Genomic DNA, 26,603 nt, shown 5'->3' with positions numbered 1-26,603 from the left:
ATGACCGACACCCAGGCCGCCCCAGCCGCCCCTGCCGTGCGCGTCGAGCGGGACGGGCCCGTGACGACCGTGATCCTGTCACGGCCGCACGCACGCAACGCCGTGGACGGACCCACCGCCCGGCAACTGGCCGACGCCTTCCGGGCGTTCGAGGCCGACGACGAGGCCTCCGTCGCCGTGCTGTGGGGTGAGGGCGGGACCTTCTGCGCGGGTGCCGACCTCAAGGCCATCGGCACCGAGCGCGGGAACCGGGTGGAGCCGGACGGCGACGGCCCGATGGGACCCACCCGGCTGCGCCTGACGAAGCCGGTCGTCGCGGCGATCGCCGGCCACGCCGTGGCCGGCGGGCTCGAACTGGCCCTCTGGTGCGATCTGCGCGTGGCCGAGGAGACCGCGGTCCTCGGGGTCTTCTGCCGCCGGTGGGGCGTGCCGCTGATCGACGGCGGCACGGTCCGGCTGCCGCGGCTGATCGGCGAGAGCCGCGCCATGGACCTGATCCTGACCGGCCGTCCGGTCCCGGCCACGGAGGCGTACGCGATCGGGCTCGCCAACCGCCTCGTCCCGCCGGGCCGGGCCCGCCACGCGGCGGAGGAACTCGCCCGGGAGATCGCCGCGTTCCCCCAGCTGTGCCTGCGCCACGACCGGCTCTCCGTACGGGAGCAGCACGGGCTGCCCGAACCCGAGGCCCTGGCGGCCGAGCTGCGCCACGGGATGGCGCCGCTCTCGGCCGGGGAGACGCTCTCGGGCGCCGAACGGTTCGCGCACGGGGCGGGACGGCACGGATCCTTCGCCGACTGACCGCCTCGTTCGGCGCCCAGCCGATGCCGTCGGGAGCCCGGCCTACGGGGGCGTGACGCGGGCGGTGAGCAGCGTGATGTCGTCGTCGGACGAGCCGGGGACCAGGCGGGTGATCATGGCATCACAGACGTGGTCCAGTGACGTCTGGGGTTCGGTGAGCAGGCGGGTCAGATCGGCGAGGCGTTCGTCGAGGTCGGCGCCGCGCCCTTCGACGAGGCCGTCGGTGTAGAGGACGAGGATGCTGCCGGCGGGGAACGTGGCCTCGGTCGTCGTGAAGTCGACTCCACCGACGCCCAAGGGGACTCCGGACGCGGTCGGCAGGATGTAGGCCCGGCCGTCGGGCTCCAGGACCGCGGGAGGCGGGTGACCGGCTCGGGTGACGGTGCAGTGGCCGGTGGCGGGGTCGATGACGACGTAGAGGAAGGTGGCGAGCATCGGCTCGGCGAGGTCGGCGAGGGTGGCTTCGAGCTGGTACAGCAGGTCGACCGGGGGCATGTCGAGGCGGGCGAGGGCCCTCACGGTCGCCGAGAGGCGGCCCATGACCGCGGCTGCGGCGATGCCGTGGCCCATGACGTCCCCGATGGCGAGCGCCGCCTTGCCGCCGGGGAGGGGCAGTACGTCGTACCAGTCGCCCCCGACCTCGTTGATGTCGCTCGCGGGCAGGTAGCGGTGGGCGATCTCGATGCCCGGCGGCGGCGTGACGTGTTGCGGCAGCATGCTCCGCTGGAGGATCACGGCGGTCTCGTGCTCGTGCTGGTACAGGCGCGCGTTGTCGATGCTGACGGCGGCGCGGGTGGTGAGTTCGCCGGCGAGGGTGACGTCCTCGGATCCGTACGGCGCCCCGGGCCGGGTCCGGCAGAACGTGGCCACGCCGAGGACGAGGTCGCGGGCGATCAGCGGCACCATCATGAACGAGTGCACGCCCTTGCTGATCAACTGCGCCGGCACGGAGGAGTAGCGGTTCACCTGCGCGACGGCCTGCTCGTCGAGGTGGGCGATCAGATACGGCTGACGGGCCTTGATGGCCTGCGTGTAGGGGGCACCGGCCGGGAAGGTGAGGGTACGGCCGAGCGGGGCGAGGAGGCGCGTGATCGCGGTGCCGGTCAGAGGTGCCTTTCCCAGGCGACGCACGGCGATACCCCCGGCAAGACCGGGGCCCGGTTCGTCGCCGCGGGCGAGGGTGTCCAGGAGGTCGACGGTGACGGCGTCGGCCAGCTGCGGCACGGCGAGATCGGCCAGTTCCTGGGCGGTCCGTTCCATGTCGAGACTGGCTCCCATCCGGGAACTGGCGTCGCTCAGCAGGGCCAGCCTGCGCCGCCCCGCCTCCGCCTCGACGTGGTCACGGTGCTGGGCGGTGACGTCGACGAGGGTGGCCACCACACCGATCGGCCGGCCGCCCGGGTCCTCCATCCTCACGTACGAGCACGACCAGACGTGCTCGTGATCGGGGTCGGCCGGCGTGCGACCGGCGCGGTGCCGGTCCAGTACGGGCTCCCCGTAGGCCAGGGCCTGGCGCATCGCGTCCTCGATCTCCCCCGCGTTGACGTCGGGCAGCAGATCGCTGAGGCGCCGTCCGGCGTGGGCCGCTTCGGTCAGGCCGTTCATCGCCTCCAACGCGGGGTTGACCCGCAGGAAGCGGAGCTCGGTGTCGAGGAGGCCGATGCCGACCGGCGAGCGGGCGAACAGCCCGTCCCACACCGCCGAGGTTCCGCGGATCCGCCGGGTCGTGTGCGCCTCGGCGGCGAAGATCAGGACCGCCGAGGCGCCGCGGCGCCGGTCGGGGACGGGGCAGGCCCAGATCTCCAGCTCCAGCGGGTACTCGTCGTGGTGCCAGGCGGTGACCGTGCCCATCACCCCGTTCCCCGTGGACGCCGTCTCCCACAGGGAACGGCCGAGGCTGCGATCGGCGCCCGGGTGGAGAAGTTCGGCGATGTGCCGCCCGACCACGTCCGGCGGAGAGTAGCCGAGGAGCTCCTGGGCGCCGTGGTTCCAGCGGACCACCGTCCCGTCGGAGGCCGTGGCCACCTGCGCCACCGGCAGGGAGCCCACCCAGCCACCGGCGTGCTGTGCGGCCCCGCTGATCAGCTCCTCGATCGGTTGCTCGCTCATCCGGTGCCCTCCCTCCACGCTCGGGGAACGGCCGCCTCCACACCCCCATCGTCGCGCCGGTAGCCCGGTGGCGCCCCCGTAGGGGCCCGCCACGCGCCTCGCGGCGCCCGCCCGGGCCGGGCGGCGCGCCCCGGGAAGCGAGGAAGCCGCTGGTCAGCGCAGCAGCTCGTCCGCCAGCAGATCCATCAGGAGGCCGTCGTGCCAGGTGCCGTCATCGCCCCGCTCGTACCGGCGCATCACACCGACCGGCCGGAACCCGACCTTCGCGTAGCAGCGGATCGCCACCTCGTTGTCGGCCGCAGGATCGATCACGAGCCGGTGGTAGCCGTGATCGTCGACGAGGTGCCGGGCCAGGGTCCGGACGGCGTCGGTGCCCAGACCGACGCCGTGTGCCGAGGGGTCGAGGAAGAGGTCGATCCCGGCGTGGCGGTAGTCGGGCTCGTCCTCGGAGTACCACTGGATCATGCCGACGACCCGCCCCTGATGACGGACGGTCAGGCAGCGGACGTCGGGGTCCTCCAGGTCGGAGGCGACCTCCGCCGCCAGGTCCTCGCCGCCGCGCCATCGCGCCCGTACCTCCGGTGTGGCCCGGATGGCCGAGAGGGCGGGGACGTCCTCGGCGGCGGCGGGGCGGAGGACGACGGCGGCGCCGTGGAGCTCGGTCATGCCCCGGGACTCTACGCCGCGGGTCTCACGCGAAGCGCTTCTCATTGAAGCCGCGGGCCTCACGCGGGCGCTTCTCGTGGAAGCCGCGGGTCTCACGCGAAGCGCTTCTCGTAGAACCAGTTCCAGCGCGCCACCAGGACCAGCGCCCACACCAGGGTCCCGGGCGCCCACCGCCCGGCGAAGGCGGCGAGGAGCAGCGGCGCCGCGACCATCGGCAGCCCCACCGCCACGACCCACCGCGCGCCCCGCCCCGACAGCGCGCCGGCCACCAGCCCGACGCCCAGGAACACGGCGATGGCACCGCACATCAGCCAGCGCATCCCGAGCGGCAGCCGCCCCTCCGCGTGTTCCACGGCGGCGCCCAGGGCGGCGGCCAGGGAGGCGAGGGCTCCCGTCGCCACACAGTGCATCGGCAGCGCGAAGCGGGGGGCCAGCACTCCGAAACCGAGGAGGGGCACGCCGCTGGAGCGGCGCACCGCCAGCGCCCACAGCGCCAGCAGCAGGGCGAAGGACCCCACGGCCAGGCCGCCCAGGTCCGCGTTCCACTCGGCCCCGGAGGCCGCTTCCACGCCCTGCGCGATGCCCTCGCCGAGCACGATCAGGGTGAACAGGCCCAGCCGCTCGTCCAGATGACGCGGATCGAAGCGGGCGGCCCGCAAGGTCCTCGCCCCGTCGTCTCCGTCGCGCCGGTCCCGCTCCGCCCCCTGCTCCCGGAGCCGCGCCATGAGCCTGTTTCCCGACAGGGCGAACGTGAGGACCAGATCGATGGCGAGCCCGCCCGCCCACAGCCAGTACCGGACGGGATCCTCGGCCCACAGGGAGACGATCCACGGCGTGACACCCGCCGAGAGCTGCGCCATCGGCCAGTCCGCCGGGACCTCGCCCCGCCCCTGCCACACCCGTGAGGCGAGCAGACGGACGAGGACGTAGGCGAGGGCGAAGGCGTCCGCGTGCTCCGAGCGGACCTCGGGGACGGCCGCGGCCATCACCGCGAGCCCGAACATCCCGATGAGCACGGTCCGGGTGTGCACCTTGTCGGCCGCCACGTTCCCGTACGTCGTGAAGCACATCCACGCCGTCCAGAACGCCAGGTAGAGCACGCAGTACAGGGCGAGGTCGGCGTGGCCGGGGGTGCCGTGCAGCAGGTGCGCCAACTGGGCGACACCGGCGACGGCGATCAGGTCGAAGAACAACTCCAACCAGGAGGCGTGCCGTTCGGACTCGCCGGAGGACTCCGGGCGCGGCGCGGACGCCGCGGCGTGCTGAGCGGTCATGACGGCGAGTATCGGACGAATCCCCCATGGGCCCCGGGCGGCGGGCGGTGCGCCGCGCCGTTGTGGCCTAATGGCAGGACCCGGGCCGCCTCGGGCGTACGGGCCGCGGCCCCACCCGACCAGGAGCGGTGAAGGACCGATGACGCTGAACGAGGGCGGCCGCGTACGGCTTGCGGCCGAGGTGCGGCTGAGCGGCTCGCCGGTCTGGGCCGAGGACTCCGCGGCCGGCGGGGACGCCGTCGCCGGTTCCCTCTCGCTGGCGGCGGGGACCGAGGGCACGGTCGAGCGGGTCGACTCCCGCCCGAAGGAGGAGAGCCACGAGGTACGCGAGTACATCAGGCTCACGTCGCTCCTCGACGACTTCGGCGCCCAGATGCCGCCCGGGAGCCGGGGCCAGCTGGAGGACCGGATCGCCTCGTTGGTACCGACGTGGCAGGCCCACGAGCGGCAGCGGGACCGCGTGACGGTGCGAGTCCGACTCGACAACGGTTTCGTCCTCGACGGCGTGCCCGAGGACCTCTTCACCACCGCCTGAACCCCGCCTTGAACCCCGCCTGAACCCCGCCTGAACACCTCCCGGCCCGAACGGCCGTACGGGCGGTCCGGCACCGGTTCGCCCGTACGGTGGACGATCTCGTGGTGGAGCGCCCCCGTCGCCAGCATCCTGGACATGTCGCTCGTGTCCATGGGGGTGTGATCTCTCCTGGTCAGGGCAGACGAACGGGGCCCCGACCGAGAGGGAGTCATGAGCGGCGCATCACAGCCGGCCGCCGAGCCGGCCTCCACAGGAACCGTGACCACCGCCGTTCCGGCCCGGCTCGACCGCCTGCCGTGGTCCCGCTGGCACTGGATGATCGTGATCGGCCTCGGCACCGTCTGGATCCTGGACGGCCTCGAGGTCACCATCGTCGGAAACGTCGCCGGCCGCCTCGCCGAGGAAGGCAGCGGCCTGGACATCACCGCCGCCCAGGTCACCGGAACCGCCGCCGCCCTGTATGTGGCGGGTGCCTGTTCAGGAGCCCTGTTCTTCGGCTGGCTGACCGACCGTTACGGCCGCAAGAAGCTCTTCATGGTGACGCTCGCGGTCTACCTCGCGGCGACCGCGCTCACCGCGCTGTCGTTCGAGTCGTGGTGGTTCTTCCTCTGCCGCTTCCTCACCGGCTTCGGCATCGGGGGCGAGTACGCGGCCATCAACTCCGCGATCGACGAGCTGATCCCGTCCACGTACCGCGGCCGGGTCGACCTGATCATCAACGGCAGCTACTGGCTCGGGGCCATCGGCGGCGCTCTGCTCTCCATCGTCATGCTGGACACGGACATCTTCGCCCTGGACGTCGGCTGGCGGCTCAGCTTCGCGCTCGGGGTGGTCCTCGGACTGGTGATCCTGCTGGTCCGACGGCATGTGCCGGAGAGTCCACGATGGCAGTTCATCCACGGCCGCGGGGACGACGCCGAGGAGCTGGTGTCCTCGGTCGAGCGGGACATCGAGCGGGAGCACGGCCGGCCGCTGCCGCCGCCCCAGGGCGAGATCACGATCCATCAGCGCCACAGCATCGGGTTCGGACTGATCGCGAAGACGGTCTTCGGCCGCTATCCGCGCCGTGCCGTCCTCGGCCTGTCGCTCTTCATCGGCCAGGCGTTCCTCTACAACGCCATCACCTTCGGCTTCGGCACGATCCTCACCACGTTCTTCGACGTGCCCACGGGCCGGACGGGGTACTACTTCGCCGTCATCGCCGCCGGGAACTTCCTCGGCCCCCTGCTGCTCGGCAAGCTGTTCGACACGGTCGGGCGCCGGATCATGATCTCGTCCACCTACATCCTGTCCGGCGTGCTGCTGTTCGGTACGGCATGGCTCTTCGACAGTGGCGTGCTCACCGCCAGTACGCTCACCGCCTGCTGGTGCGTCGTGCTGTTCTTCGCCTCGGCCGGCGCGTCGAGCGCCTACCTGACCGTCTCCGAGGTCTTCCCGATGGAGACCCGGGCCATGGCCATCGCGTTCTTCTACGCCATCGGTACGGCCGCCGGCGGTATCAGCGGCCCGCTCATCTTCGCCAGTCTCACCGAGTCCGGTGTGCCCTCCGAGACGGTCCTCGCCTTCCAGATCGGCGCGGGCCTGATGTGCGCCGCCGGGCTCGTGGCCGCGTTCCTCGCCGTGAAGGCGGAGCGCCGCTCGCTGGAGGACATCGCCGAGCCCCTGTCGGTGGTCCACGGGACGGCGGACACGAAGCCCTCCGGCTGAACCGCGGCCGGCGCCGGAGCCGGGCGCGGACCGGCTCGACCGCTTCACCGCAGGTCACCGCTCCGTGGCGGTGCGTGAAATTGCGCGTTCGCCTTCCGCATACCGGTGCACAGCGGCCTCTTCCGGTGCATGCTGTGCACCAGCAGCGGTCGAGTTCCCGTATGGAGGCCGGAAGAGTGAACGGCGGCAACGGCAGACGGCGCCTGACGGGCCGGGCGGCGGCCGGGAAGGGTGCCGCCGCGCACCGGTCGGCCGGTGCCCGAAGACGGCTCGCCAGGACCGGGGGCGAGGTTCCCCTCGACCGGCTCACCACGCGCGGCCGGCTCGCCTGGCTCAACGCCGCCGGATCCAGGATCGGCACCACCCTGGACCTCGAACGCACCGCCCAGGAGCTGGCCGAGTTCACCGTGCCGGGCTTCGCCGACGGGGCCGCCGTCGACATCCTGGAGAGCGTCCTCCGGGGCGACGAGGGTTCCCGGTGGACGGGGACGGGCGTCCCCCTCATGAGAGCCACCGCGCTGTGCGCCGTCGAGGAGCTGTCCTCCCTGGAACCCACCCCGGTGGGCCAGACGTTCGTCCGCGAGGAGAAGGCCCACGAGACGCTGCTCCACCGGTACTGCCTGCGACAGGGCAGACCGGTGCTGGTGAGCCGGATGCGGAACGAGGACTTCACCAAGGTCGCGCCGACCGCGAGCGCCGCCGCCCAGATGCGCGCCGCCGGAGTGCACAGCTACCTCGCCGTGCCGCTCATCGCCCGCGGGCTGCTGCTCGGCAGCGCGGACTTCGTCCGCGGCCCCGGATCGCCGCCGTTCTCCTCCACCGACCTCGCGCTGGCGGAGCAGCTCGCCTCCCAGGCCGCGGTGTACATCGACAACGCCCGGCTGTACGGGCGCGAGCGCGAGCACGTCGTCTCCTTGCAGCGCAGTCTGCTGCCGCGCGCGACCCCCGTGACGCCCGGGCTGCGGGTGCAGGCCGAGTACGCCCCCTCGACCGCCCATCACGGGGTGGGCGGGGACTGGTACGACGTCATGGCCCTGCCCGGCGGACGTACGGCCCTCATGGTGGGCGACGTCATGGGCCACGGACTGCCCGCCGCCGCCACCATGGGGCGCCTGAGGGCGGTCGCCCGCACCCTGATGACCCTCGACATGGCTCCGGAGCGCGTCCTGGCCCGGCTCGACCTCGCCACGCGTGACCTGGAGGACGAACAGGTCGCCACCTTCCTCTGCGCGGTCTTCGACCCGGCCGACTCCACCTACACCCTGGCCAGCGCCGGGCACCTGCCACCGCTCCTCCTCGACGGGCAGGGCTCCGCGGAGTTCGTGGACGTCCCGATCGGCGCGCCGCTCGGGACGGGAGTGATTCCGTACGACCCGATCCGGCTGAAGGTTCCCGCGGGCGGCCATCTGGCCATGTACACGGACGGTCTCGTCAAGTCCCGTCAGGCGGACCTGGACCACCAGCTGGACCGCCTGCGCTCGGCCGCCCGCGGTCTGACGCCGGAGGCACTCGCAGGGGGCGGCCTGATCGGGTGCTCCCCCGCCGACGCCGCCCGGTTCGACGAGGCCGTGCTCCTCGTCGCGGCGACCGCCTCCGGCACCCCGGCCGACCTCTGCGAGTGGCAGCTGCCGCAGGAGGGACGCGCCGCGTCCGTCGCCCGCGGCCTGGTCACGGACCAGCTCGCCGCGTGGGACCTGGCGGAGCTCGCCGATGTCTTCGAACTCGTCGTCTCCGAACTCGTGGGCAACGCCCTGCGCTACGGCAACGGCCCCGGCAGGCTCCGGCTCCTGCGCGGCGAGCGCCTCGTCGTGGAGGTCTCGGACACCGGCCCGGACCTGCCCCAGATCCAGCACGCGGACCTCAGCGACGAGGGCGGCCGGGGCCTCCAGCTCATCAACATGCTCTGCCGCAGATGGGGCTCCTGCCGCACCGTGACCGGCAAGGTGGTCTGGGCGGAACAGAACCTGCCCTCCTGAAGGCACGGGCCCCTCCCCCGGGTACGGGAGAGGGGCCCTGACACCGTCCGGCGGCTACAGCTCCTTCACTCGGATGTTGCGGTAGGAGATGACGTCCGTCGTCCCGTGGACCTGGAGGCCGATGTAGCCGGAGGCGTACCGCCGGCCATCGGTGCCCGGGTCGTCGGAGCGCGGTGGCTGGAAGAGCTGACCACCGGTGTTGTCGAACTCGTTGATCAGCTTGCCGTTGCGGAAGACCGAGTAGTGCTGGCCCTCCACGCGGATCTCGTAGTCGTTCCACGTGCCCTTGGGCGTCACCCCGGCGCCGGCGAGGCCCACGCGGTCGAAGCCGTAGACCGAGCCCGTCTTGTACATGTCGCCGTCGGGCCGGTCGAGGACCTGGATCTCATGGCCGTACTTGATGGCGACCCACTCCGGACGTGACTCCTCGGGGTTGTCGTGGACGTACGGGAAGCGCACGAAGACGCCGCCGTTGGCGTTGCCGGCCCCGGGGGCGTCGTCGCGCCACTGGAGCTTGAGCGAGAAGTCCCCGTACTGCCTCTGCGGGAACCACAGCATGCCCATGCCCGGCACCGTGGTGCTGCTGGTCATGGCCCCGTCCGCGCTGAGCGCGAAGCTGCCGCCGCCGACGTGCTGCCACTTCGAGAAGCTCGCCGCGCTGCCGTCGAACAGATCGCGGTAGCCCTCGGTCTGGCCCGGCTTGCCGATGCCCGACTGCTTGGCCGCACGGTAGATCTTCCTGTGCTCGCGGGTGTCGATGACGCCGTCGGCGAGCAGCCGGTCGACCACGGTGTCGACGTGCTTGAGGAACAGTGCGTGCGAGGACCAGTCCTTCTCGTCCTCGATGAGTTCGTTGACGGTGCAGCGGCGGTTCGTCATCCGGTTCGGGACGCCGGTGTCGACGGTCCCGACGATGACGGTCGACCGCTCGTCGAACTCGGGGCAGTCGGGCGCCGGCACCCCGCCGCCCTCGGCGACGGTGAAGGCCGTGCTCCTCGCCGTGGAGGTGTTGCCCGCCTTGTCCGTCGCCCTGTACAGCACCGTGTGGCGGCCGACCCGGTCGACGATCACCGCGGTGGTGTAGGCGAGGTAGGGGCCGCCGTCGAGCGAGTACTCGATCCGGTCGAGGCCCGAGTCCGCGTCCGTCGCCGACAGGGTGACCGTGGCGCTGGTGATGTACGCGCCGTCGGAGTCGCGCACCCCGGCGACGGAGGCGGAGGCCTCGGGGGCGGTGGTGTCCGGGTCGGGCTGCGTCACGACCGTGAAGCCGACGGACTTCTCCGCCGCCGCGTTGCCGGCCTTGTCGCTCGCCTTGTAGCGGACGGTGTGGGTGCCCGCCTCGTGCACCATCACGGGCGCGGTGTACGGCTGCCAGGCGCCGTCGCCGATCGCGTACTCGATGGTGTTGACGCCCGAGCCGGTGTCGGATGCCGTCACCGTCACCGTGGCCATGTCGAGGTAGCGGCCCTGGTCGTCCTGTTCTCCGGTGACCGTCGCCGAGGTCTCCGGCGCCGTCGTGTCGTCGGTCGGCGGGGCGACGACGGTGAAGTCGGCGGTCTTCTCGGCGGCCGTGTTGCCCGCCTTGTCGCTCGCCCGGTAGCGGATCGTGTGCGCGCCGACCTGGTCGACGACGACCGGGACGGTGTACGGCTGCCACGGGCCGTCCGCCCCGACCGCGTACTCGACCTTGTCGACGCCCGACCCGGCGTCCGTCGCAGCGAGCGTGACCGTCGCCTGGCCGACGTAGGCGCCGTCGGCGTTGCGGTCACCCTCCACCTTCGCGGTGGTCTCCGGTGCGGTGGTGTCCTCACCGCCGCCCTCGGTGACGGTGAGGATGCCCTGCATCTGGCCGTGCCCGGGGATCGTGCACTTGAAGAGGTACCGGCCCGGGGTCAGCGTCACCTCGGCCGTGTGCCGGCCACCGTTCGCGTCGCTCGGGTTGGCCAGGATGTTGAGCGGGACGTCGTTGTTGTACTCGGGGTCGGAGACGTCGAACGTCAGGGTGTGCGGCATACCGGTCGTGTTGCCGGTGGCCGTGCTGTTCTCGAAGACGATGGTCGTCGCGCCGGCCACCGCCGTGGTGGGGAACTCCAGGTAGCGGTCGATCGGGTCGCCCGCCTTCCAGGTCAGCACCTGCGCCGCGGCGGACCGCCGCCCGTCGTCGCTCCTGCCGTAGGCGGATGCCGAGGTCAGCCCCACGATCATCGCGACGGCGGCCAGCAGGGCCGCCCACAGCCTCCCGTCACCGTGTCTCATGGTCACCGCGCCGCCTTCCTTGCGAGCTGGTCCGCGGCCGGGGTGGGCCCGCCGCCCTTGTAGGTCACGCGCCAGAGCGCGGAGTCGGGGTGCGAGGTGAAGAAGCCCCGCCCGTAGTCGAGGACGTACAGCGAACCGTCGGGGGCGAACTTCCAGTCCATCAGGTTGCGGATGCCGCCCTGCCCGACCGGGATGATCTTCTTCAACGACTCGGCGTGCACGGGCAGTCCGCCCTTGCCGACGGTCTTCGGATCGGTCAGCACGGCGTGCCGCGGCTGGTCGCCGTCGTAGAAGTCACCGACGAACCACTTGCCGTCCCAGTACGACGGCCACTTCACGGCCGAGTCGCTCGCGGCGTCGTAGCGGTAGAGCGGCCCGTTCATGGTGGCCTGCCCGCCGCCCTTGAGCCACGGGAGCAGCAGCTTCTGCTCCTCCTGCTTGTAGCTCGGGACTCCGTTCGCGTCCCGCGGGTAGTCCACGCCGCCGCCCTGGGGCGAGTACCAGATCGTGTTCGCCGTCACCGGCGGCAGGTTCACGAGCCCGTCGTTGTTCGGCGACTCGTTCTTCGGCGCGTTGCAGTCGTACCAGCCGAGCGGCTTGCTCGGATCGGTCGGGCCGCGGTCCCGGTAGGGCTGCTTGTTGCCCATGCAGTACGGCCAGCCGTGGTTCCCCGCCCTGGTGATCGCGGCGAAGGTGTCGTACTTGGCCGGGCCCCAGGTCGTCGACGGCGCGCCCGCGTCCGGGCCGACCCAGCCCGCGTAGAGGATGTCGGTCTTCTGGTCGACGGAGATGCGCGCGGGGTTGCGCACGCCCATCACGTAGATCTCGCCGCGGGTCTTGCCGCCGCCCTCGTCCGTCTCCTCGCCCGTGAAGAGATTGCCTTCGGGGAGGGTGTACGTGCCGTCGTCCTCCGGGTGGATCCGAAGGATCTTGCCGTTGAGGTTGTTGGTGTTGCCGGCGGTGCGGCGCGCGTCCGCGAAGGAGACGCCCTTGAAGTTCGGCGCGGGGTTGTTGCCCGAGTAACCGCCGCTGGAGCCGGACGAGTTGGTGTCTCCGGTGGCGATGTAGAGGTTTCCCTTGGAGTCCCAGGCCATCCCGCCGCCCGCATGGCAGCAGCTGTGGATCTGGACGGGCCAGCTCAGCAGCACCTTCTCGCTCGCCAGGTCGAGCCGGTTCGTGGCGAGGTCGAGGGTGAAGCGGGAGACCCTGCGCTCGCCCATGTGCGCGTCGCGGTCGATCCGGGAGTGCGGCGTGTAGTGCAGATAGACCCAGCCGTTGGTCATGAAGCCGGGGTCGAGCTCGATGCCGAGCAGCCCCTCCTCGTTCTTGACCAGTTCGTCGCCGCCGCCCTTGTTGCCGAAGACGGTGAGTGCTCCGGCCCTCGTGACCTGCTTGGTCCTCGGGTCGTAGACGTGGATCTCGCCGTTGCCCTTGCCGATGTCCGGGTTGTTCCAGTCGGTGACCACCGGCACGCTGGAGTCGGCGCCGCCGCGTCCGATGTACAGGATGCGCCCGTCGGGAGCGGCGACGAGGCCGTGCGGCTCGCCGATCTGGTCGTTCTGGCCGGGCTGGTTGGGCTTGGTGACGCGCTCGGCGGTGTAGTTGGCGTCGATGGTCGCCTTGCAGTCCGCCTGGGAGATACGGGCGGTCCAGGCGATCGCGCCGCGCAGATGGTCGCGGAAGTCCGCCTCGGCGTAGCTGTCGACGGTGCCGCCCATGGCGGTGTAGAAGGACCGGCCGCCGTCGTAGTCACGGCACCAGGACACAGGGTGGTCCCAGCCGTTCGGCTTGGCCGCGGGCTGGTACGAGGCTTCCCGGACGCGCGCCACGGTGTGGACGGTGCCGGACGGGTTGCGGTCCCAGTTGAACCACTTGTCGGGCCGCTTCCACTCCAGCGGAAGGGACGCGGTGGCCGGGTGCTGCCGGTCGCCGACCTCCACCACCGCACGCTGCGCGCTGCTCGGCGCCCCGGTGGGCCGTGCGCCGATCAGGCCGCTGAACCAGGTGGAGTACGGCTCGGTGCGCGCCGCCTCGTGGACGCCGACGAACCCTCCGCCCGCCTCCATGTAGGACTCGAGGCCCGCCTCCTGCTCCGGATCGAGCACGTCGCCGCCCCCGGTCAGGAACACCACCGCGTTGTATCTGCCGAGCCGTTTGGCGTCGGTGAAGACGGCCGGGTCGGCGGTGGCCTCCGTACGGAAGCGTCCGGCGCTCGGGCCGGTCAGCCCGATGGTCTCGACGGCCGCGATGCCGGCGTCGACCGTCGGCGACTCCTCGGTCGCCGACCCGTGGAAGACGAGCACCCGCACGTTCGCGCCGCCTGGCGGAGACGGGAGAGACAACGTTGTCGAGGCGGTGATCGACGGTGGGTCCGGATACGGTCTCGCCGAGGCGGGGCCTCCTCCGAGCAGGGATGCGGTCAGGGCTCCGGCCCCAAGTGCCGCCACCGCAAAGCCTGTTCTTGTTCTCGATTGGTGATGTGGTGTGCGCTTCATGGGTCACCCATCCCTCTGAGGTCACAACAACAGCCGTTGAAGCTAGACCTCTTTGCACGGTTCGCCAATACCTATGACCACAACAGGACGAACTTTGTCCTGGGTGTGGAGAAACGAGAGCCGCCCCGCTACCGTGTGGGCCGTCCCCAGGGGCCCTTCACCCCGTCAATCTCCACCGAGAAGCGGAGAGTTCGACATGGACAGACGCAGCTTCAACCGTCGCCTGCTCGCAGGCGGGGCCGTCGCCGCGACCGGCGTGACATCGTTGTCACTCACCTCCGCCTCAAGCGCCACACCCGGCACGGCAGCCGCCCTGAGAACTGCCCCGGCGGGCGGCCGGATACGCCATCTCAAGCTGTACGCGGAGAAGTTGGCCGACGGACGGATGGGGTACGGCCTGGAGAAGGGCAAGGCGTCCGTACCCGGCCCGCTGATCGAGCTCATCGAGGGCGACACGATCCACATCGAGTTCGAGAACCTGATGGACGTCCCCGTGAGCCTGCACCCGCACGGCGTGGACTACGACATCGACAACGACGGTACGAGGATGAGCGGCAGCCATGTCGAACCGGGCGCCACCCGCACGTACACCTGGCGCACCCACGCCCCCGGCCGCCGCTCCGACGGCACCTGGCGCCCCGGCAGCGCCGGGTACTGGCACTACCACGACCACGTCGTCGGCACGGACCACGGCACCGGAGGCATCCGCAAGGGCCTGTACGGCGCCCTGGTGGTGCGCCGCAAGGGCGACATCCTCCCGGACAAGCAGTTCACCATCGTCTTCAACGACATGACGATCAACAACCGGCCGGCGGCGGAACCGCCGGACTTCCGCGCCACGGTGGGCGACCGGGTGGAGATCGTCATGATCACGCACGGCGAGTACTACCACACGTTCCACATGCACGGTCACCGCTGGGCCGACAACCGTACGGGCCTTCTGTCCGGCCCGGACGACGTGAGCCGGATCATCGACAACAAGATCACCGGTCCGGCGGACTCGTTCGGCTTCCAGATCATCGCGGGCGAGCACGTCGGGGCCGGGGCCTGGATGTACCACTGCCACGTCCAGAGCCACTCCGACATGGGCATGGCCGGTCTCTTCCTGGTGGCCAAGCCGGACGGCACCGTACCGGGCCACGGATCGCACCACGCGGGGGCGGGGCGGGAGGAACCCGGCACTCGGACGGAGCCTTCCGCTCGGGAGGGCGCGGCCCCGTCGGCCTCCGGCGGCTCCCACCACCACTGACGGCGCGGGCGGCCGGAGTCACGTGGAATCGGGGCGCGAACAGAAGGGGTGACGGGGTTTCAAGTGGCCATGGGCGGTGAGCCGAAGAGAAGAGACTCATCCGTTCACGCGACAGGAGGAACCCATGGTGGGCTGGCGGGAATCCGCTGCTTGTCAGAACGTCGACCCCGACCTCTTCTTCCCTGTGGGGACGGGGGCTCCCGCGCTGATCCAGGCGGAGGAGGCCAAGGAGGTCTGCCGGGAGTGCCCCGTTCGCCAGGCGTGTCTGGACTGGGCGATGGACGACTCGCGCCAGCTCTCCGGCGTGTGGGGAGGCCTGCGCGAGGACGAACGCCAGTCCTTGAAGCGCCGCCTGCGCCGACGGTCCCACAGGCCGGCCTGAACGGCGGTCGAACGGCCTGACGCACACAAGGCCCCGTCCCGGATCCGGGACGGGGCCTTGTGTGCGTCAGGCCGTTCTAAGACCCGGAAGGCTCCCCGGAGACCAGGAACAGGAGAACCCGGACACGCGGAACGGCCTCACCAGAAGGGGGTTGGTGAGGCCGTTCCGCGTGTCCGGGTCTCCGGGGGCCGGAGTCTCCGGGAACGACTACCCGACACCGTCGAGCATGCCCTTCCGCAGCTGCTCCAGGTTGCGGGAGAGGAGCCGGGAGACATGCATCTGCGAGATGCCGAGCTCCGCGCCGATCTCCGACTGCGTCATCTCCTCGACGAAGCGCAGGTGCAGAATGCGGCGGGCCCGCTCGTCGAGCTCCACGAGGAGGGGGGCGAGGGTGTGGAAGTCCTCGAAGAGTTCCAGGGCCGGGTCCTCGGCCCCGATGAAGTCCGACAGCGCCGCGTCGTCGTCGTCCGCGCCGATGGCGGCGTCCAGGGACGTGGAGTTGTATCCGTTGGAGGCCACGCGGGCCTCGATGACCTCGTCCTCGGAGAGGTTCATCAGCGTCGCCAGCTCCGCGACGGTCGGCGACCGGCCCAGGCGGGTGCTCAGCTCCTCCGTCGCCTTGGCGAGTTCGACCCGGGCCTCCTGGAGCCGACGGGGCACGTGGACCGCCCAGGAGGTGTCGCGGAAGAAGCGCTTGATCTCGCCCACGATGTACGGGACGGCGAAGCTGGTGAACTCCACCTCACGCGTTATGTCGAACCGGTCGATGGCCTTGATCAGACCGATCGTGCCGACCTGGACGATGTCCTCCATCTCGTCACCGCGGGCCCGGAACCGCCCGGCCGCGTACCGCACGAGCGACATGTTCATCTCGATCAGCGTGTTGCGTGCGTACTGGTACTCGTGGGTCCCCTCTTCCAGCACCGCCATCTTGTCGAAGAACACCTTCGACAGCTCTCGTGCGTCCTTGGGGGCGACCTTGCGAGGCGCTTCGAGTACGGGAAGACCCCCCACACTCGCTCCGGCTCGGGCCTTCGTCTCCGTCGTCACCGCAGTCGGCACTCGGACGACCTCCCTCGTAGCTCGAACATTCGACTCCCCGTCAGCAGACCGCCTGCCCCGAGTCCGCCGAAGCATTCCCATGAATGTGAATCAGTTTTCTCCGGCGCTCCGATTCGCCCGACCCTGTCCCGATCCACCCCAATTGCGGTGGCCCTTTCGGATCAGGCGAGCGAGAGGCGCGCCCGGACTCGCTTACCCGAGGGCAGCGGTTCCACACTCACACTCTCGCAGACGGCCACCACGATCTCGACGCCGTGCTGGCCGATCCGGCCGGGGTCATGGCCGCGGGGCACAGGAGACGCCTCCCGCCGGTCGAACACCGAGATCTCCAGGGCCTCGTCGAACAGCTCCAGCAGGACCCGGCAGGGGCCCGGTGCGTGCCGCACCACGTTGGTCACCAGCTCGCTGACCACCAGACGTGCGAGGTCGATGCGCTCACGCGCCACCGGTTCACGCCCCACCGCCGGGGAGGCGCTGAGGAAGTCGGCGATGAAGTCGCGAGCGGAAGCGATCACCCCGTCATCGATGTCGTAGTCGACGCTCGCGGACAGCGAAGGTCGTCGGGTCGCGCTCTGCGTGGCCGTCGAGTCCGTCACCGCCCCTCCTCCCTCACGCGTTCCGTGGATCCCGTCTCGTCCTGCGAATTTTCCCTGCTTCGCACGATCCACACCCCCCCGTCCGGGAATCGGGACGAGCCGCCCCTCCCGTGGCCGCGGCCGCGGCCTCCGCACTGTTCTACCGGTCCCCGCCCCCGTCCGCATCCCGTTCGGCGACGCGGCCGCCGTGCCAGTCGAGACAGAGGACGAGGACGGCTTCCGCCGAACCACCCGGAGTTCCGCGCAACGCCCGGACCACCGCCCTGGGCGTGTCGGCACAGGTCAGGTGCCGGGCCGCGTCGATCGCGCTGCTCACGGCACGGTCCGCCGCCGGGTCGCCCGCGCCGGGCGGACTCTCGGACCGGTCGCAGGCGAGGAAGACCAGCCGGTCGCCCGGGAGGATCCGCAGGCGCTGGGTCGCGTAGACGGTGTCCTCGAACATTCCCAGCGGCAGCTGCCGTTCCAGATCGAGCCGCTCGGTCACCGCTCCACGGGTCCGCCAGACGGTGGGCGAGCCCGCGTCGACGACCCGCACCTCCCCGTCGGCGAGCCTGACGCTCATCAGGAGTGCGGAGAGGCTTCGCTCACCCCGGTGCTGGCCGTAGAGCGCCTGGTCGGTGAGGCTCGCCTGACCGACCAGGTCGAGTCCGGCGCGCCGGGCGTTGCGGAGGGCGCTCAGGGCGAGGTTGCTCACCAGGACCGAAGGGGTGCCGGGCCCGGTGCCGTCGGCGACGACGAGGGTGAGGTCCTCGTCGGTCACCGACCAGTCCAGGACGTGGCCGCCCGAGGTGTAGGCCGGCTCCCAGTAGGCGTGGAGGGTGAACTCCTCGCCCGCGCAGGCCCGCCCGGGAAGCATGTCCCACTGCATCTCCGCCGGGATGCTGAGGGCGCGGGCCCGGCGGGTCTGCCGGTAGACGTCGGTGTGGCGGTCGGCGACCTGGAGCGCGTGTCCGAGGGTTTCGGCGATTCCGACGAGATCCTCCGCACACCGGGGCGTGAGGTGCTCCGGAAGGAGGTCCACCACAAGAACCCCACACCGGTCGCCGCGAACCGACACAGGAAGGTACGCGGTCGCCGTCGGCCCGTCCGCCCCGGAAAGATATGGTTGCTGTGTGGTGAAGGCGTGCCCCGCGGGCCCGGAGTCCAGGGCCGAGGGCTGCAACCCGGCACGGGCCTGGACGGGCTCGACGGGGCGTAGCGCCGTGAGCCCGTAGTCGACGAGCAGGAGGTCGACGGAGAACGCGGCGAACTGCTGTGCCAGATTGATTCGGAGGGAGTCCAGGAGGCGGTGTGCCGGCGCCCCGCGCAGAGCGCGTTCCACTGTCACGCGTCGATCCACCGAATCCGTACCGCCTTCTGGAGAGATGTGGAGATGACCGGGCGCCCGGCAGGACCGGCGCCCTCGGCCCCGGACGCCTGAGGAGTGTCGATAGCCATGGACACGGATCCCGCCCCGTCTCAGCGGGAGGCGCAGGAGACGACCGAGGCGGCCCGGGAGCTCATCGAGCTTCTCGAGGTGCTGTGGGAGCGCGGCCGGGACATGGTGTCGTCGACACCCGTGTCGGCGTCTCAGCTCCGGGTGCTGTACAGCCTCGACCGTGAGGAGGGGATCAACCTCCGCGCGCTGGGCGAGCTGCTCGGTTCCGCGCCGCCCTCGGTGAGCCGCATGTGCGACCGGCTGGAGGCCCTGGGGTTCGTGCAGCGGCTGCCCAGTCCCGTCAGCCGGCGCCAGCTCGAGCTGCACCTGACCGTCCGCGGCAAGGCGTACCTCAAGGACCTCAGGGCCCAGCGGGAGGACGCGCTGCTGGCCGTCATCGCCACCATGCCGCCGACGGCTCGCAGGGCGCTGCTGCGGGGGCTGACCGGCTTCCAGGACGCCCTGGACAAGGAAGGTTCGTCCCCCCGGAGAGCGTCCCCGCTCAAGGGCGTCCGGTCCGCCTGACGCCCGTGCGCAGTGGGCGCCGTCCGATCACGTGCCCCATGTCCCACTTCTCACCCCTGGTCCCCTACGACGTGTTCACTCCCGGGCACGAGCCAGGTGTTGCCATAAGGATACAGTTGTCACGCGGCAACTGTTAACGCGAGGTGGTGCGCCCAGCGGCGGAAGGCCCTGTCAGGGGCGGGTGTCCTCGGGCGGGGTGACGTCCTGGCGGGCTCCGCGTCCCCACCAGTCGAGGCAGACGACGAGCGCGTCGTCCTCCAGCGCCGTGTCTCCGTGGTACGTCGCGAGTTCGCGCAGGACGGCGCCGGGCACCTGGGTGGGCGGCAGCAGCCTGGTCGAGGTGAGCGCCCGGGCCAGCGCCCGTTCGCCGTAACTCTCCCCGTTCGGGGCCTCGGCGTCGTACACGCCGTCGCTGCCGAACAGCAGCCGGTCTCCCGGGCGCACGGTGAACCGCTCGGGGACGTAGGCGGTCTCCTCGAACATCCCGAGGGGGAGCTGGGCCTCGAACGAGACGGGCTCGACCGAGCGGTCGCGCAGCCGCCACAGCCGGGGCGAGCCGGCGTCGAGGGCCTCGACCTCTCCCGTCGCGAGGTCGAAGCGGAGCAGCAGTACGGAGACGTAGGCACTGCCCCGGTACTGCGCGAACACCGCCTGGTCCGCCAGGGCCGCCTGGTCCGCGAGGCCGAGCCCGGCACGGCGGGCGTTGCGGAGCGCGTTGATGGCGAGATTGGTCAGCAGGGCGGCCTCGATGCCCTCTCCCATCCCGTTGGTGACCGTCAGGGTCAGGTGGTCGGCCGACGCGGACCAGTCGTAGTTGTCCCCGAAGATCGCGTAGGCAGGCTCCAGGTGGGCGCCGAGGGCGAACTCGGGCCGGGCGCAGGAGCGCCCCGGAAGCAGCTGCCACTGCATCTCGGCGGCCAGGGTCAGCCGGGTGGCGCGCCGTGCCTGGACGTACAGGTCCGTGTCGCGCTCCGCGACGAGGATCTCGTGGCCGAGCGCCTCGCTGATGTGCCGGAGCTCCGGCAGCAGGGGGTCCAGGTCACGGTCCGGCGGCATGGTCACGGTGAGCACACCCATGCGGTCGCCCCTGATGGTCACCGGCAGGTGCGCGGAGGCGGTGTCCGCCTCGTGCGTGACGTACGGCTCCTGCGCACCGAAGGCGCGGCCCTGCGGGCTGTCGTGGATCAGCACCGGCGCGCTCGCGTGCAGGACGCGCTCGACGAGCTGGAGCGACCGCAGGCCGTAGTCGGCCAGCCGTAGCTCCACCCGCCGGGCGCCGTAGTGCTCCCGCAGAGCCTCCTCCACGACGCTCATCAGCATGTGCGGAGCGGCCCGGCGCAGCGCCTGCTCGACGGCGGTGATCTCGTCCACGTGTTCCCGCTTCTCCTTCCGCCCGGCCGCGGGCCCGCCGCCGCGGGCCCGCACCGGGGTCGACTATCCGGCGCGCCCGGTCGCCGCGGCGAGCGCCTCCGCCACGTCGGCGTGCAGGGGCGTCGTCATGGTGAGTCCGGTGATCTCCAGGATGCGTCGCACGGCCGGGGTCGGCGCGACGAGATGGAGGTCGCCCTTGGACTCGCGCGCGTCCCGCGCCGCCCTGATCAGGACGTTCAGGCCGGACGAGTCCATGAAGGCGAGTGAGGAGAGATCCAGGACCAGGTGGCGGCGGCCGTGCAGGACCTGGTTGGCCAGGTGGTGGTGGAGCACGGTGGCCGTCTCGATGTCGAGTTCGCCGCCCACGGACAGCACGGCCGTGTCGGCGTCGCGGATGTCCACCTCGACGTCCAGGTTCACTTCTCGCTCGGGCATACTCCCTGCTTTCTGTGGAGGGGGGCGTTCGGTCTTCCGTGCGTGGGGGCGCGCGGTCTTCCCTGGGTGGGACCTTCGATCGGGGCACGTGGTCAGGAGACCCGCACGCCGATCAGACACGTGTCGTCGTCCGTGTCGGACTTGCTGTGCGTGAGCAGCATGTCCAGACGCCGTTCGAGGCTGTCGGCGGGGGCCTGGGCCGTGGTCAGGAGCTGGGCAAGGGAGTCGTGCACGGCCGTGTCCCGGCGCTCGACGAGTCCGTCGGTGTACATGAGGACCGTGTCGTCCGGCTCGAGCTGGAACTCCGCCTCCTCGTACTCCGCCTGCGCGAGCGCTCCCAGGAGCATCCCCTTGAGCAGCGGCAGCGTCGAGGCCTCCGTACCGCGTACGAGAACCGGCGGGAGGTGGCCCGCCCTGGCCCAGCGCAGCGTGCGGGTCTCGGGGTCGAAGACCCCGCAGACGGCGGTCGCCGTGACCTGCTCGGTGAGGTGGTGGGCCACGATGTTCAGCCAGGACAGGAGCTGGCCGGGGCCCGCTCCCGTGACGGCGAGGCCGCGCAGGGCGTTGCGCAGGACGACCATGCCGGTGGCGGCCTCGATGCCGTGCCCGGCGATGTCCCCGACGCACAGCAGTATCTTCTTGGACGGCAGCACGACCGCGTCGTACCAGTCGCCGCCCACCAGGGACTCCGTCTCCGCGGGCCGGTAGCGCACCGCGACGTCCAGGCCGGGTGCGTCGAGCGGCGCCCTGCTCGGCGGCATGATGGCGTGCTGCAGCTGGAGGGCCAGCCGGTTGCGCTCCGCCGACTCCTGCTCCGTGGCGGCGAGTTGATCGCGCGTCGCCGCCAGGGCCACCTCGGTCCAGTGCTGCGAGGAGATGTCCTGGTACGCGCCCCGTACGGCGAGGAGCCGCTCGCCCGGGCCGAGGACGGGTTCGGCGATGACGCGGATGTGGCGGGTCACTCCGTCGGGGCGCAGCAGCCGGAAGGCGGTCGAGGTCGCCCGCCGGTGGTGCAGCACGGCCTGCAGGAAGCGGCCGATGGCGACGGAGTCGTCGGGGTGGGCATGGGCGCTCAGGTCGTGCAGGGACACCGGCCCCGCGGAGACGTCCCTGCCGTACAGGTCGAAGAGCTGTCCGTTCCAGGTGATCTCCCTGGTGAGGAGGTTCTCCTCGAATCCGCCGATGCGGCCGAGCCGCTGAGCGTGCTGGAGCAGGCTCGCGAGCCGGGCGGTCTCGTCCTCGATGCGCCAGATGAGGAGCACGCTGCCGCCGTGCCTGCTGATGCTGAGGTCCGCGACCGAGGCGAGCTGCACCTGGTCCACGAGCGCGGTCAGCCGGGCGCGGCGCGCGCGGAAGGGCTCGCCGGTGGCGTAGACGCGCTCGATCCGCTCGAAGAGTTCGTTCTCGCCCGCGGCCGTGGGGTACGCCTCCAGGAGCAGGGCTCCGTCGACGGCGCTCCTGGTGCGGCCCGCGGGGTCCTGGAACCGTTCGTTGGCGTGGCGGATGCGGAAGTCCGAGAGGCGGCCGTCGGAGTCCAGTTCCGGAGTGAGGACGAGGGCCGGGTCGTACAACCCGTCGGCGAGGTCCACGAGTTCGGTCACCCCGGCCGGTTCGCGCGGCCGCATCGGCACCGGCTCGGCGGGAAGGGTCTCCAGCGTGTGGGCGCACAGTTCGGCCAGCGCCTCGAGCTGGCGCTCGACGGCCTGGGGGTGCTGGTCCAGAGGTCCGGGCCAGCAGATCTCGAGGACGCCGTGGATGCGGCCGCCGGTTCCGGCGGGTACCGCCACCCGGCCGCCGTCGGGGTTGCGGGTGTGCCCGATGGAGGGGATGCCCGCGGCCGCGAGCGAGGGGAACCGCACGGTACGGCGCCCGGTGAGCGCCTGCCGGGCGACGGTGGCCACCCCGGGCGGTACGTAACGCCAGCGGCCGGGCTCGTCGGGGCCGAACCCCGCGTGGCCGCAGAGGGTGAGGGAGGAGTCGGGGCCGGCGGTCCAGACGGCGACACCGCTGGCCCCGAGGGGCGCGAGCGCGTGCTCCAGGAGGGATTCGGCCACGGCCTGGGTGTCGCCCGCGTTCAGCGCGGCGCACTCGGCCGTACGCAGACGCACGGCGACCGAGGTCTCGGAGGTCGCGTCGGTCTCGGCGCCCGCCCCGGTCCCGGTTTCACCCGCCGTCCGTTGGACGAAGTCGTCGGCCACCTCGGCGACCCGGTCGTGGGCCGCCTGGTTGACGATGTCGGCGGCCAGTTCCAGCTGTGAGAGCCCGGCCTGGGCCGCCAGGGCGGCCAGTTGCCGCGCCGCCTGGGCCGGGCCGCACCGGAGCCGCTCGACGATGACGCCCTTGGCGAGTTCGACGAGCGCGCGCCCGTCGGCCGCGGCCTGTGCGGCGCGCACCTCTCCGCGCAGCCGTTCCACCGTGGCGGCCAGCCGGCCGACGGTGGAGTGGTGTTCCGACAGCGGATCCTCCTGGTTCGACGGTGCGGGCGCAGGGCCCGCTCCGGGGTCGTAGCCGCGCGGATCACCGCCCACCGGGTCGGCGCCGAGCGGACCGTCCCCGCGCGGATCGCCGCCCACCGGGTCGTAGCCGAGCAGGTCGTCGCCCACCGGGTCCGGCCCGGGCTCGGAGACGGCCCTCAGGGCTTCCACGGTCCGTGACCGGGGCGCCGGCAGTTCGCGGAACGCAACGTCCCCCTTCGGAGCGTCGTCCCCAGGGGGGCCGACGGACGGGTCTCCGCCGGGGTGGTGGGGAGCACTCATGACGCGGACTCCTGAGAAGCGAGGGCCGGGGGGCCTGGGGCGGACGGGGCGGGGGCGTGAGGTCGGTTCGGGCCCGTGGGGGCTACCCCTCACCCAGCCAGCGGCGGATGCAGTTGATGAGGTCGTCGGCGTCGACCGGCTTGGTCACGTAGTCGCTGGCGCCCGAGGCGAGGCTCTTCTCACGGTCCCCGGGCATGGCCTTGGCGGTGACCGCGATGATCGGCAGATGGGCGTGGGCGGGCATCTGCCTGATCTTGGCGGTGGCCGTGTAGCCGTCCATCTCGGGCATCATGACATCCATCAGGATCAGGTCGATCTCCGGGTTCGCGGCGAGCGCCTCGATGCCCTTGCGACCGTCCTCCGCATGCAGGACCTCGACGCCGTGCAGCTCCAGGATCCCGCTGAGGGCATAGAGGTTACGGGCGTCGTCGTCGACCACGAGCACCGTACGGCCCTGCAGGGTGGCGTCCACGGCCTGCGGGACCGGCTGCCGCTGCTCGGCGCGTACGAGAGGCACGACATCGCCCGGCTGGTCGGCGGAGAGGTGCAGGGCGATCCGCTCGCGCAGTTCGTCGAGGCTGGAGAGCAGCTCCAGGGGACGCTTGCGGGCCCGCGACTGAAGGGCCCGCTCGTGGTCGGCGGCGAGCCTGCGGTTGTTGTGGGCGAGAACGGGAACGGTACGCAGCGCCCGGTCGCCGTCCATGGCGTCGAGGAAGGTGAGGGCCTCGCTGTCGGCCATGTCGAGTTCGAGCACGACGCAGTGGAAAGGCTGGGTGGCGAGGGCGGTGGCGGCGTCCTGGGGTCCCACGGCCGTGATCACCTCGATGCCGTCCTGGAAGCCGAGGTTACGGCCTCCGGCCAGTTCCGCGACCGCGTTCTCGGCGACGAGCGAGAGCAGCCCTCGCGGGCGTTCCTCGATCACCAGCAGGCGCCTCGGCTGCCGGGGCTGCGCGGGGGCCAGCACGTCGCGGGCCGAGGGAACACCGTCGGCGGCAGGCGCGGGCTGCGCGCCGTCCTCGGTCCTGGCGAGGTGCGCGTGGCCGGACTGCTCCTGGAAGTCGGCCCGTGCCACGGGCAGGTAGAGCGTGAAGGTGCTGCCTTCGCCGGGCGTGCTCTCGGCCGTGAGGGCGCCGCCGAGCAGGTAGGCGATCTCACGGCTGATCGAGAGACCGAGGCCGGTGCCGCCGTACTTGCGGTTGGTCGTGCCGTCGGCCTGCTGGAAGGCTCCGAAGATGGCTTCCAGGTGCTGGGAGGCGATGCCGATGCCCGTGTCCTTGACCCGGAAGGCGACGACGGCGCCGCCCCGGTGCACCCCGGCGGGCAGCTCGCCGTCCGCCGCCGGTTCGATCCGCAGCTCGACGCCGCCGCGCTCGGTGAACTTGACCGCGTTGGAGAGCAGGTTGCGCAGCACCTGGCGCAGCCGGGAGTCGTCCGTGACCAGGTCCACCGGGACGCCGGGCGCGGTGGAGACGGTGAAGTCGAGGCTCTGCTGTGTGGTGAGCGGCCGGAACGTCGCCTCGACGTAGTCCAGAAGCCGGCGCAGCGCGACCCGTTCCGGGTTGAGGTCCATCTTCCCGGCCTCCACCTTCGACAGGTCGAGGATGTCGTTGATCAGCTGCAGCAGGTCGGATCCCGCGGAGTGGATGATGCCGGCGTACTCGACCTGCTTGGCGGTGAGGTTGCGGGTCGGGTTCTGCGCGAGCAGCTGGGCCAGGATCAGAAGGCTGTTGAGGGGGGTCCGCAGCTCGTGGCTCATGTTCGCGAGGAACTCGGACTTGTACTTCGAGGCCAGGGAGAGCTGCTGGGCACGGTCCTCCAGCTCCTGCCGGGCCTGCTCGATCTCCAGGTTCTTGGCCTCGATGTCGCGGTTCTGCGTGGCGAGCAGGGCGGCCTTGTCCTCGAGTTCGGCGTTGGACCGCTGGAGCTCGTCCTGCTGGACCTGCAACTCCTCGGATCGGGCCCGCAGTTCGTCCGCCAGCCGCTGCGACTCGCCCAGCAGTTCGTCCGTCCGGGCGTTGGCGAGGATGGTGCTGACGTTGACGCCCACCGACTCCATGAGCTGCTCCAGGAAGTCCCGGTGCACGGCGGTGAAGGGGGTGAAGGAGACCAGCTCGATGACGCCGATGACCTGGTCCTCGACCACGATCGGCAGCACGATCAGGCTGCCGCCCGAGGCCCGGCCCAGCCCCGAGGAGATGTACACGTAGTCGCCGGGCACGTTCTCGGCCGCGATGGTGCGGCGGCTGCGGGCGGCCTGGCCGACGAGGGACTCGCCCAGCCGGAACCGCTTGCGGCCGGGGCTGTCCGCGGGCAGGCCGTAGGAGCCGACGAGCCCCAGTTCGGTGCCCTCCTCCCCCTCCTCCGCCAGGTAGAAGGCGCCCGACTGGGCGGACACGAGGGGGGCCAGCTCGTCCATGACGAGCTCGGCCACGACGGCCAGGTCGCGGTGGCCCTGCATCAGCGCGGACATCCGGGCGAGGCTGGACTTCAGCCAGTCCTGCTCCTGGTTGGCCCGGGTCGTCTCGCGGAGCGAGCCGACCATCGAGTTGATGTTGTCCTTGAGTTCGGCGACCTCGCCCGAGGCGTCGACGGTGATCGAGCGGGTCAGATCGCCCTCGGCGACCGCGCTCGCGACCTCGGCGATGGCGCGGACCTGCCGGGTGAGGTTGCCGGCGAGTTCGTTCACGTTCTCCGTGAGCCGCTTCCAGGTGCCGGAGACCCCCTCGACCTCGGCCTGGCCCCCGAGCCTGCCCTCGCTGCCGACCTCCCGGGCCACGCGGGTGACCTCGGCGGCGAACGAGGACAGCTGGTCCACCATCGTGTTGATGGTCGTCTTCAGCTCCAGGATCTCGCCCCGGGCGTCGACGTCGATCTTCTTCGAGAGGTCGCCGTTGGCGACGGCGGTGGTGACCTGGGCGATGTTGCGGACCTGTCCCGTCAGGTTGTTCGCCATGGAGTTGACGTTGTCGGTCAGGTCCTTCCACGTGCCCGCCA

Annotated in this window: 19 protein-coding genes; 7 read left to right on the top strand and 12 right to left on the bottom strand. The window is 71.5% G+C overall.

All coding sequences use genetic code 11. The annotated features are described in order from the left end of the window. Positions 1-798 (top strand): crotonase/enoyl-CoA hydratase family protein, encoded by a 798-nt coding sequence (locus tag M5362_RS00095; RefSeq protein ID WP_260225096.1) that lies wholly within the window; start codon positions 1-3, stop codon positions 796-798. A gap of 42 nt (positions 799-840) precedes the next feature. On the opposite strand, the gene M5362_RS00090 is transcribed toward M5362_RS00095, so the two are convergent. The 3 genes from M5362_RS00090 to M5362_RS00080 all read right to left on the bottom strand — a co-directional run bounded on the left by M5362_RS00090 (position 841) and on the right by M5362_RS00080 (position 4,847). Further along, positions 841-2,907, bottom strand: coding sequence for a SpoIIE family protein phosphatase (locus tag M5362_RS00090; protein ID WP_260225095.1), 2,067 nt, complete (start codon positions 2,905-2,907; stop codon positions 841-843). Between the two features lie 153 nt (positions 2,908-3,060). Next, the gene (locus M5362_RS00085) at positions 3,061-3,573 is read right to left on the bottom strand and encodes a GNAT family N-acetyltransferase (protein ID WP_260225094.1); all 513 of its coding nucleotides are present in this window, start codon (positions 3,571-3,573) and stop codon (positions 3,061-3,063) included. Between the two features lie 92 nt (positions 3,574-3,665). Then, positions 3,666-4,847, bottom strand: a complete 1,182-nt coding sequence (locus tag M5362_RS00080; RefSeq protein WP_260225093.1) for a low temperature requirement protein A — start codon at positions 4,845-4,847, stop codon at positions 3,666-3,668. Between the two features lie 139 nt (positions 4,848-4,986). Between M5362_RS00080 and M5362_RS00075 the strand changes: the two genes are divergently transcribed. The 3 genes from M5362_RS00075 to M5362_RS00065 all read left to right on the top strand — a co-directional run bounded on the left by M5362_RS00075 (position 4,987) and on the right by M5362_RS00065 (position 9,065). Continuing rightward, positions 4,987-5,382, top strand: coding sequence for a hypothetical protein (locus tag M5362_RS00075; RefSeq protein WP_260225092.1), 396 nt, complete (start codon positions 4,987-4,989; stop codon positions 5,380-5,382). A 210-nt stretch (positions 5,383-5,592) separates the two neighbouring features. Beyond that, positions 5,593-7,089 (top strand): MFS transporter, encoded by a 1,497-nt coding sequence (locus tag M5362_RS00070; protein WP_260225091.1) that lies wholly within the window; start codon positions 5,593-5,595, stop codon positions 7,087-7,089. Positions 7,090-7,250: 161 nt separating this feature from the next. Then, positions 7,251-9,065, top strand: a complete 1,815-nt coding sequence (locus M5362_RS00065; protein ID WP_260225090.1) for a SpoIIE family protein phosphatase — start codon at positions 7,251-7,253, stop codon at positions 9,063-9,065. A gap of 54 nt (positions 9,066-9,119) precedes the next feature. On the opposite strand, the gene M5362_RS00060 is transcribed toward M5362_RS00065, so the two are convergent. Next, positions 9,120-11,321, bottom strand: coding sequence for an OmpL47-type beta-barrel domain-containing protein (locus tag M5362_RS00060; protein WP_260225668.1), 2,202 nt, complete (start codon positions 11,319-11,321; stop codon positions 9,120-9,122). Between the two features lie 2 nt (positions 11,322-11,323). Beyond that, a complete protein-coding gene (locus tag M5362_RS00055) occupies positions 11,324-13,816 on the bottom strand; it encodes a ThuA domain-containing protein (protein ID WP_260225089.1) in 2,493 nt (830 codons plus the stop codon). A 196-nt stretch (positions 13,817-14,012) separates the two neighbouring features. Between M5362_RS00055 and M5362_RS00050 the strand changes: the two genes are divergently transcribed. Together M5362_RS00050 and M5362_RS00045 are read left to right on the top strand one after the other, a co-directional pair. Next, positions 14,013-15,065, top strand: coding sequence for a multicopper oxidase domain-containing protein (locus M5362_RS00050; RefSeq protein ID WP_260225088.1), 1,053 nt, complete (start codon positions 14,013-14,015; stop codon positions 15,063-15,065). Between the two features lie 124 nt (positions 15,066-15,189). Further along, complete coding sequence (locus tag M5362_RS00045; RefSeq protein ID WP_261365452.1) at positions 15,190-15,447, top strand: WhiB family transcriptional regulator; 258 nt, start codon at positions 15,190-15,192, stop codon at positions 15,445-15,447. Between the two features lie 207 nt (positions 15,448-15,654). Here M5362_RS00045 and M5362_RS00040 read toward each other — a convergent pair whose 3' ends face one another. From M5362_RS00040 to M5362_RS00030, 3 genes are all read right to left on the bottom strand, one after another. Continuing rightward, positions 15,655-16,497 (bottom strand): RNA polymerase sigma factor SigF, encoded by an 843-nt coding sequence (locus M5362_RS00040; RefSeq protein WP_374214392.1) that lies wholly within the window; start codon positions 16,495-16,497, stop codon positions 15,655-15,657. A gap of 173 nt (positions 16,498-16,670) precedes the next feature. Further along, on the bottom strand, positions 16,671-17,105 hold the full coding sequence (locus tag M5362_RS00035) for an ATP-binding protein (RefSeq protein WP_260225086.1): 435 nt from the start codon (positions 17,103-17,105) through the stop codon (positions 16,671-16,673). Between the two features lie 139 nt (positions 17,106-17,244). Further along, positions 17,245-18,432, bottom strand: coding sequence for a PP2C family protein-serine/threonine phosphatase (locus M5362_RS00030; RefSeq protein ID WP_260225085.1), 1,188 nt, complete (start codon positions 18,430-18,432; stop codon positions 17,245-17,247). 108 nt (positions 18,433-18,540) lie between these two features. Here M5362_RS00030 and M5362_RS00025 point away from each other — a divergent pair, with 108 nt between their 5' ends. Further along, positions 18,541-19,047, top strand: a complete 507-nt coding sequence (locus tag M5362_RS00025; RefSeq protein ID WP_260225084.1) for a MarR family winged helix-turn-helix transcriptional regulator — start codon at positions 18,541-18,543, stop codon at positions 19,045-19,047. Between the two features lie 171 nt (positions 19,048-19,218). Here M5362_RS00025 and M5362_RS00020 read toward each other — a convergent pair whose 3' ends face one another. The 4 genes from M5362_RS00020 to M5362_RS00005 form a co-directional block, all read right to left on the bottom strand. Continuing rightward, complete coding sequence (locus M5362_RS00020) at positions 19,219-20,418, bottom strand: PP2C family protein-serine/threonine phosphatase (protein WP_260225083.1); 1,200 nt, start codon at positions 20,416-20,418, stop codon at positions 19,219-19,221. Positions 20,419-20,481: 63 nt separating this feature from the next. Next, positions 20,482-20,853, bottom strand: coding sequence for an STAS domain-containing protein (locus M5362_RS00015; protein WP_260225082.1), 372 nt, complete (start codon positions 20,851-20,853; stop codon positions 20,482-20,484). A gap of 92 nt (positions 20,854-20,945) precedes the next feature. Next, positions 20,946-23,609: a GAF domain-containing SpoIIE family protein phosphatase gene (locus tag M5362_RS00010; RefSeq protein ID WP_260225081.1), complete on the bottom strand. Its 2,664-nt coding sequence runs from the start codon at positions 23,607-23,609 to the stop codon at positions 20,946-20,948. Between the two features lie 82 nt (positions 23,610-23,691). Beyond that, positions 23,692-26,603, bottom strand: a 2,912-nt coding sequence (locus M5362_RS00005) for a response regulator (RefSeq protein ID WP_260225080.1), incomplete at its 5' end; no start/stop codon positions are given.

Source organism: Streptomyces sp. Je 1-79 (genome assembly GCF_025195125.1).
Classification (GTDB): domain Bacteria; phylum Actinomycetota; class Actinomycetes; order Streptomycetales; family Streptomycetaceae; genus Streptomyces.
Note: the sequence above shows the minus strand (reverse complement) of the source record. Positions and strands in the feature narration are given on the sequence as shown.

Coding starts and splice junctions, on each gene's coding strand:
- M5362_RS00095 (WP_260225096.1), top strand. CDS start 1: ATGACCGACACCCAGGCCGCCCCAGCCGCCCCTGCCGTGCGCGTCGAG.
- M5362_RS00090 (WP_260225095.1), bottom strand. CDS start 2,907: ATGAGCGAGCAACCGATCGAGGAGCTGATCAGCGGGGCCGCACAGCAC.
- M5362_RS00085 (WP_260225094.1), bottom strand. CDS start 3,573: ATGACCGAGCTCCACGGCGCCGCCGTCGTCCTCCGCCCCGCCGCCGCC.
- M5362_RS00080 (WP_260225093.1), bottom strand. CDS start 4,847: ATGACCGCTCAGCACGCCGCGGCGTCCGCGCCGCGCCCGGAGTCCTCC.
- M5362_RS00075 (WP_260225092.1), top strand. CDS start 4,987: ATGACGCTGAACGAGGGCGGCCGCGTACGGCTTGCGGCCGAGGTGCGG.
- M5362_RS00070 (WP_260225091.1), top strand. CDS start 5,593: ATGAGCGGCGCATCACAGCCGGCCGCCGAGCCGGCCTCCACAGGAACC.
- M5362_RS00065 (WP_260225090.1), top strand. CDS start 7,251: ATGGAGGCCGGAAGAGTGAACGGCGGCAACGGCAGACGGCGCCTGACG.
- M5362_RS00060 (WP_260225668.1), bottom strand. CDS start 11,321: ATGAGACACGGTGACGGGAGGCTGTGGGCGGCCCTGCTGGCCGCCGTC.
- M5362_RS00055 (WP_260225089.1), bottom strand. CDS start 13,816: ATGAAGCGCACACCACATCACCAATCGAGAACAAGAACAGGCTTTGCG.
- M5362_RS00050 (WP_260225088.1), top strand. CDS start 14,013: ATGGACAGACGCAGCTTCAACCGTCGCCTGCTCGCAGGCGGGGCCGTC.
- M5362_RS00045 (WP_261365452.1), top strand. CDS start 15,190: ATGGTGGGCTGGCGGGAATCCGCTGCTTGTCAGAACGTCGACCCCGAC.
- M5362_RS00025 (WP_260225084.1), top strand. CDS start 18,541: ATGGACACGGATCCCGCCCCGTCTCAGCGGGAGGCGCAGGAGACGACC.
- M5362_RS00015 (WP_260225082.1), bottom strand. CDS start 20,853: ATGCCCGAGCGAGAAGTGAACCTGGACGTCGAGGTGGACATCCGCGAC.
- M5362_RS00010 (WP_260225081.1), bottom strand. CDS start 23,609: ATGAGTGCTCCCCACCACCCCGGCGGAGACCCGTCCGTCGGCCCCCCT.